At 46.7% G+C, this 5,855-nt stretch carries 5 protein-coding genes and 2 pseudogenes; 2 read left to right on the top strand and 5 right to left on the bottom strand.

What is annotated here, in order from left to right; genetic code table 11:
• Positions 1-944: 944 nt before the first annotated feature.
• From JWJ90_RS22325 to JWJ90_RS22315, 4 genes and pseudogenes are all read right to left on the bottom strand, one after another.
• The gene (locus JWJ90_RS22325; RefSeq protein WP_205229433.1) at positions 945-1,421 is read right to left on the bottom strand and encodes an NUDIX hydrolase; all 477 of its coding nucleotides are present in this window, start codon (positions 1,419-1,421) and stop codon (positions 945-947) included.
• Positions 1,422-1,514: 93 nt separating this feature from the next.
• Positions 1,515-1,727, bottom strand: coding sequence for a type II toxin-antitoxin system VapB family antitoxin (gene vapB, locus JWJ90_RS24060; RefSeq protein WP_420828936.1), 213 nt, complete (start codon positions 1,725-1,727; stop codon positions 1,515-1,517).
• A 131-nt stretch (positions 1,728-1,858) separates the two neighbouring features.
• Positions 1,859-3,856 carry a tRNA guanosine(34) transglycosylase Tgt gene (gene tgt / locus JWJ90_RS22320; protein WP_205229432.1) on the bottom strand — a complete coding sequence of 666 codons (1,998 nt, stop codon included), beginning with the start codon at positions 3,854-3,856 and terminating at the stop codon, positions 1,859-1,861.
• Positions 3,857-3,982: 126 nt separating this feature from the next.
• Positions 3,983-4,258: pseudogene (locus tag JWJ90_RS22315) on the bottom strand (integrase core domain-containing protein); the annotation flags it as partial.
• Between the two features lie 185 nt (positions 4,259-4,443).
• Between JWJ90_RS22315 and JWJ90_RS22310 the strand changes: the two are divergent.
• Both JWJ90_RS22310 and JWJ90_RS22305 read left to right on the top strand, forming a co-directional pair.
• Positions 4,444-4,983: a flavodoxin family protein gene (locus tag JWJ90_RS22310; protein ID WP_205229430.1), complete on the top strand. Its 540-nt coding sequence runs from the start codon at positions 4,444-4,446 to the stop codon at positions 4,981-4,983.
• A gap of 183 nt (positions 4,984-5,166) precedes the next feature.
• Positions 5,167-5,595 carry a hypothetical protein gene (locus JWJ90_RS22305; protein WP_205229429.1) on the top strand — a complete coding sequence of 143 codons (429 nt, stop codon included), beginning with the start codon at positions 5,167-5,169 and terminating at the stop codon, positions 5,593-5,595.
• Here the strand turns inward: JWJ90_RS22305 and JWJ90_RS22300 are convergent.
• A pseudogene (locus tag JWJ90_RS22300) lies at positions 5,563-5,855 on the bottom strand (ISKra4-like element ISDau4 family transposase); the annotation flags it as partial. The gene JWJ90_RS22305 and the pseudogene JWJ90_RS22300 overlap by 33 nt on opposite strands.

Here is a 5,855-nt window from a genome sequence, read left to right as displayed (position 1 = left end):
AAAAAGCGTGTTGTTGGGCGCATCAACACACTGAATAATGTGAGCAATTTTTTGATCGAGAATATTATCGTACATGTCTTTGTAACATTTAGACCAATTCCGAATTTTTCGCACAGCCGCCATGATGTAACCTCCTGATTTAACGGGATATTATATCATGTAAAAAGCAGCATTTAAACAAAAAAATAACGTAAAGTATTAAAATTATTAACCAAACAGGCCAACTTCGATCTGCAGAGCAATTCCATAACTATCGGATGCTCCCCTCCTCATGCCCACCTCGCATTTGATCGAGGCGTAAATTACTTTGAGGTTCCTCCCATCTCTGGTTGACCCAAAAGTAATTCTGGACATGTTACCCCCTTCGCTCCACCTCCATTACAGAGACTTCAACACTACTACGAGGTAATCCGCCCCTGTGCTCCGCACCGGTACTCTCATCCTCGTGGGGCCTCCACTTGGATTTCTCCCTTGCCATCGGAGCGACAGGTTCCCACGTTCCACACGAAAGCCCGGATCATGTTCACGCCACCTTTATGCCGGCTGCCGCTCGGACAGTAAACAGGCTCCCTCCGAACTTATCCCGGGATGGAAATAGTTCCCGGTTTTGACAGCAACTTAAATTTTCAACACCTCATCAGTGGTTCATGGTTATTCGTCTCCATGATCCATACCTGACCCGATCCTAAGCCGGGCCTTTTCCCTTAACGCTCACCACCATGGCTCTTTACCACAGCAGCTTAAGGTGGTTTGGAGCCTGCTCCTGCAAGCCGCCCCCGAGGGACCTGCCCTCATCTTTCGTGCAGCCTCGTGGCGCACTACTTCCAATTTATACATACTTTTCTTCTCTCCTGGCTCTCGGTTATTTTGATTCAAATTTTAGCAGAGCCCAACATAGAACGTAATGCAACTCCTATTATCCAGTGAGTGCTTTTTTTGATGCCTCATTCTTTTTTGATCCTTAAAAACTCTAGAGGCTCTCGATTTACGAATTTCGTTTCAAGCGTGTGCATGGTCTGAGTCTGGTGCTCAAAACTGATGAATGCCGCAGACTCCTCGGCGGACACCCATTTATACTCGCTGTGCTCTGACGAAAGTTCGACGGATTGTTTTGAGTCGATAAAGGCAATGAAAACGGGAATGAGATTAATGCAGTTCTGGTTGACTTCATAGAACAGTTCAACTTCGTTAGCGGAGTAAAACCGATCCGGTACCAAGCCAGTCTCTTCCTTAATCTCACGAAGGGCCGCTTCCCAAGCCCTTTCTCCTTTCTCGATTTTGCCCGAAACCATTTGCCATGAATTAGACAGATAGGCAGTCTGCCTTTTGATGATGAGGAACTGAGCCTTGCCACGTTCGATTCGACAGACATAAGCAGCAATGGAGAAGGATTTTATCGGAACTTCCTCGTGTATATCCATTATTGTTTTCCTTGAACCAAGCATTTCACAAACCTTGTTGAGCTCTGTTTTTTTTTTGATTTAATCCAATTTTTCAACCGTATGCCCTCAATTTTAAAAAGGCTCCCGATCAGACTGGTCTTGCGAAGCACGTTCTTGCATAAATTCATCAGTTCCTCCAACGTCAGCAAGAAAGAAACTGTCCCAGGTGTTTTCTACAGGGAAGAGCACCCTGTCTTTACCGGCAGTGCGCACAACACCCCTTTTCTCGCCTTCTGGAAACCTGCACTCAACTGGTAATTGTACAGCCTGGGTCCTATCTGAGATGGTCCCTCTCTAAAAAATTCATACTGGATTTAGCAAAATCAACTATGGAAATCGTCAATATAGGGAGAGGGTTGGAAACGGATAAAAAAAAGCAGCTTCTTATAACTTCCGGCATGCCGTTTTCCATATTACTATCCAAACTGAGGATGAGAGAGAACTTTGTCCTCAATAGTTGATTTGTCTTCTTCTGTAGTGTTGGGACCGACAGGAGCACTACTTATTGTAAATTTTTTAAGCCATCTTCTGTCCAGCAGTTCAACACTCTCGTTTGTTCTCATGCCAATATATGCCCTGGTGGTATCCGGTTTCGGACCAGAACAGGGGCCGAGGGCTACAGAGAATCCTGCCGCCAGAAGAGCTGCCCGTATTGCAGTAGAGTTGGAATAGGTAAAAAGCGCGGTATGATCTTTACCTGCATTTTTGCATGTGTCAGCGATTTCCCTGAATACGTGATAGGTCCATAGGTGGGAATCACTTTTTTGAGAAAACATGTCATACCAGATGATATCAGGAGCCTGTGCATTCTCTCTTGTCTTCTGAAAATCGCCTGGTACAAGATGCCAGCTGAACTTTTCATCCTGGCTGGTCCACTCTCCTCTGGCGAGAATGCTATCCACGGCCTGGTGGCGTACGTGGGTAAAAAGGGCAAAGTTCCGCTTGGCAAGCTTAAGCGAGTCAAGGTCATTTTCAAAACTTACAAGCTGAATTTCCGGCAGCGTTGATCCCGCGCTTTTCATCTCTTCGTACGCCAGAATAAAGCGCATCGTGTTAAATCCCGCACCGAGTCCTACGTCCCAGATTGTTGTACGGTCCTTTTCCAGACGAGCGAGAGTCGGTGCGACGTAGAGAGTGTCAGCTTCACGGTAAGGATCATTAATCGAATGAAATTTTTCACCCGTCTGTTCATCAAGAATTGTATGCCAGCCGTTTGATGATGTGACCAGCCTGAACTTTCCCAGTTTTGAGCGGTCTTTTCTCTTTTTTTTCTTTGGCGCGGTTACCGGGTTATCCCGGTCCTGGATGCTCAGTGTCTCTTTTGTTCTGCAGTAATACGCATAAAATGTCCCGTTCAGTATTTCCTGACGCATCTGATCCATGAGCCTTTTGTAAAAGGTCAGGTTGTGGAGGCCCACAATCTGCGAGACCAGATATTCGTCACATTTAACCAGATGGTGCAGATAGGCTCGGGAATATTTTCTGCATGTTTCACATGCACACGCATCATCCAGGGGCCGGTCAGCAAACTTGTGAACACTCCGCCGCAGGTCAATCCTGCCGTGGGATGTCCAGGCAACACCCTGTCTCCCCATGGCTGTCGGCAGAATGCAGTCAAACATATCAACTCCCCGATGAACTGCTTCGAGCAGGTCGATGGGGGTCCCCACACCCATGAGATAGCGGGGTCGGTCAGAGGGTAGGAGGGATGCTGTAAATTCTGTCAAATCTTTCCGCTCATGGTCTTCTTCGCCGACAGCAAGGCCGCCGATTGCAAAGCCGTCAAAGGGAAGGGATGTGATCTGCCCAACGCTCATCTTGCGCAACTTTTCATACCGACCGCCCTGGACGATGCCGAAGAGGAACTGCGGCGATTCCTGCCGTGCGGCGAGTGAGCGCTCTGCCCAGCGGGATGTGAGCTCTGCTGCGGCAAGGGTCTCTTCGTATGAAGAGGTGGCATTGACACACTGATCAAGCACCATCATGATATCTGCGCCGATCGCCTTCTGTACTTCTATGCTCTTTTCAGGGGTAAGGTGTATGAAACTGTTATCAAGATAGCTTTTGAATGTTGCCCCTTCGTCTCGTATGGTAACATCCCGACTCAACGAAAAGACCTGAAACCCACCTGAGTCGGTGAGCACTGATCCCGGCCACTGCATGAAGTTGTGTATGCCCTTAAAATGGTTAAACACCTCAATTCCCGGACGGATGAGAAGGTGATATGTATTTGCAAGGAGCACTGGAAAACCTAAGGCTTCGGCGTCTTCAGTCCTCTGACAGCGCAGAGCTGCCCGTGTTGCGACCGGCATGAAAACCGGAGTTTTGACTGTGTTGTGGAGGGTTTCATAGGTACAGGCCCTGGCTGCACTGCCTTTGCACGTCCCGTCTATTTTTAAATGTAATCGCCCCATCTGTGTATTCTTTGCGCCTCAAGTTTAGATATAGGGTCATGACTAGAACAGTATCCCAAAAAGTGTGATATAGTTCTGTGTTATGACGTTGAAAAATTACGTGGTCAAATAAAGGTAGACAATTGCTTACGCTGCTTTTTTCCAATACTGTTGCTTTTCAAATTCCATAGGGTTCATGTAGCCCAGAGAGAGACGGCGACGTCTGCTGCTGTAGAACATCTCAAAGTAATCGACTATATCCCGCTTGGTATCAGCTCGGCGAAAATATGTCGCCCCAAAGATCAATTTTATTTTGAAAGTGCCGAAAAAACTTTCAGCCACTCCATTATCCCAACAATCACCTTTCCTACTCATGCTGGGAAGGGCACCATGTGTTCTGAGTAACTTCTGGTAATCATGGCTTAGCCTTCGGATACGGCGTTACTTCAGGCTCTAAATATGTTAGAAATTCATAATTTGAAGTGGAAATAGGGTGTGAAAGAGGGGGGCAGTCTGGAATGTATTCAGCTGAGGAGCCTGAGTACATTCCAGACTGCCCCCTTTTTGCGTCCGGTAGCATCGTTGTTTTATCCAAGGAATTTTTTGTTATGAAAACTATTTTGGTTCTTTCCTGCAGTCCGCGGAAAAAAGGTAATTCAGACATTCTCTGCGATCAGTTCATTAAGGGAGCAGAAGAGTCAGGGCACAAAGTTGAAAAAATACGTATTCCGGAAAAGAAAATAGGCGTCTGCCTGGGTTGTGAACAGTGCCAGGAAAATGGCGGTATCTGCAGGCAAAAAGACGATATGACCGAGATACTTGAAAAAATGATTCAAGCCGATGTCATCGTCATGGCCTCACCGGTCTACTTTTACACGATCAATGCCCAGGCAAAAACCCTGATCGACCGAACCTTTGCCCGCTACACGGCGATTCGTGATACATCCTTTTATTTCATCGTTACCGCAGCAGACAGCGAAGAATCGATGATGGAGAGAACTGTTGAATGTTTCCGTGGCTTTCTCCACTGCCTGCAAGGTGCTGTGGAGAAAGGCGTGATCTATGGGGTGGGCGCCTGGAAAAAAGGGGACATCAAAAGCCTGGCTTCCATGGTCCATGCCTATGAGATGGGGAAAAGCATCGAGTAGAAGAAGAATCCATACACTCCCCACTGAAATTCAACTGGATCAGTGGGGTGACAGAATACATAATCTGTGGATACTTGGCTTGGTAGATGTGCTGTGAAGGCAGTATACTATCTTGAATCAGGTAATACGTTTAAACCTCTTGTTCATCATCCCGATTCTTGTCTTCATAACAGGAGAAAACTCATGAAAAGAACATCCTTAATTGTTGCCTTGGCACTTACGCTGTTTTTTTCAACAAACCAATTTGGCCATGCAGAGGGAGGAAAACAAATAAAAAGAGCTGTCTGTGCGGTTGTGAGCGCGGCTATGTATACCAATAGAGTGCATATTCAGTGCAGTTATAACCTGGCACCGCCCTACCCCCATATTAACAAACATTCCGGTCATCCCACCTTTTTTGCCCTACCCGTTGATGATCCACGGGCAACCCAGCTGCTGCTTTTGGCCCCAAAGGCTGAAGTCAATGTGCACACGGACCAGTGGATTTATCTCAATTTCCCCAAGGCCAACCTCATCGAAGTGACCTACGATCAAAATGATCTCAGTGGTAAAAAGTGGGTGCATCCGCTACTTATGGCATTATTTAACCCGCCGGATCCTTTTTGGGCGTGATGCTCTCTGCTGCTTTGCGTTTTGTTCATACTCCTCGAAAAAGGAATCGAATTTTGAATTGTACTTGGCACATCGCAGTTTGAGGATATTGTTTGCATAATTAACTTTCCACCAGGCACCGGATCTCTTGAGACGAATATTGCTGATGAACTTATTGGCACTCTCAATCGCTCCACTGCCAAGCGGGTACCCACCTCGCCGCAAACGACCATACTCGATTCTGCCTTTGTTCTTTGTCAGGTAGTTTACCAACTTAGTTC

This window comes from Desulfobulbus rhabdoformis (genome assembly GCF_016919065.1).
GTDB classification, from domain to species: Bacteria; Desulfobacterota; Desulfobulbia; order Desulfobulbales; family Desulfobulbaceae; genus Desulfobulbus; species Desulfobulbus rhabdoformis.
The sequence above is the reverse complement of the archived record's forward strand: the minus strand, read 5'-3'. Positions and strand labels throughout refer to the sequence as shown.

Coding starts and splice junctions, on each gene's coding strand:
- JWJ90_RS22325 (WP_205229433.1), bottom strand. CDS start 1,421: ATGGATATACACGAGGAAGTTCCGATAAAATCCTTCTCCATTGCTGCT.
- tgt (WP_205229432.1), bottom strand. CDS start 3,856: ATGGGGCGATTACATTTAAAAATAGACGGGACGTGCAAAGGCAGTGCA.
- JWJ90_RS22310 (WP_205229430.1), top strand. CDS start 4,444: ATGAAAACTATTTTGGTTCTTTCCTGCAGTCCGCGGAAAAAAGGTAAT.
- JWJ90_RS22305 (WP_205229429.1), top strand. CDS start 5,167: ATGAAAAGAACATCCTTAATTGTTGCCTTGGCACTTACGCTGTTTTTT.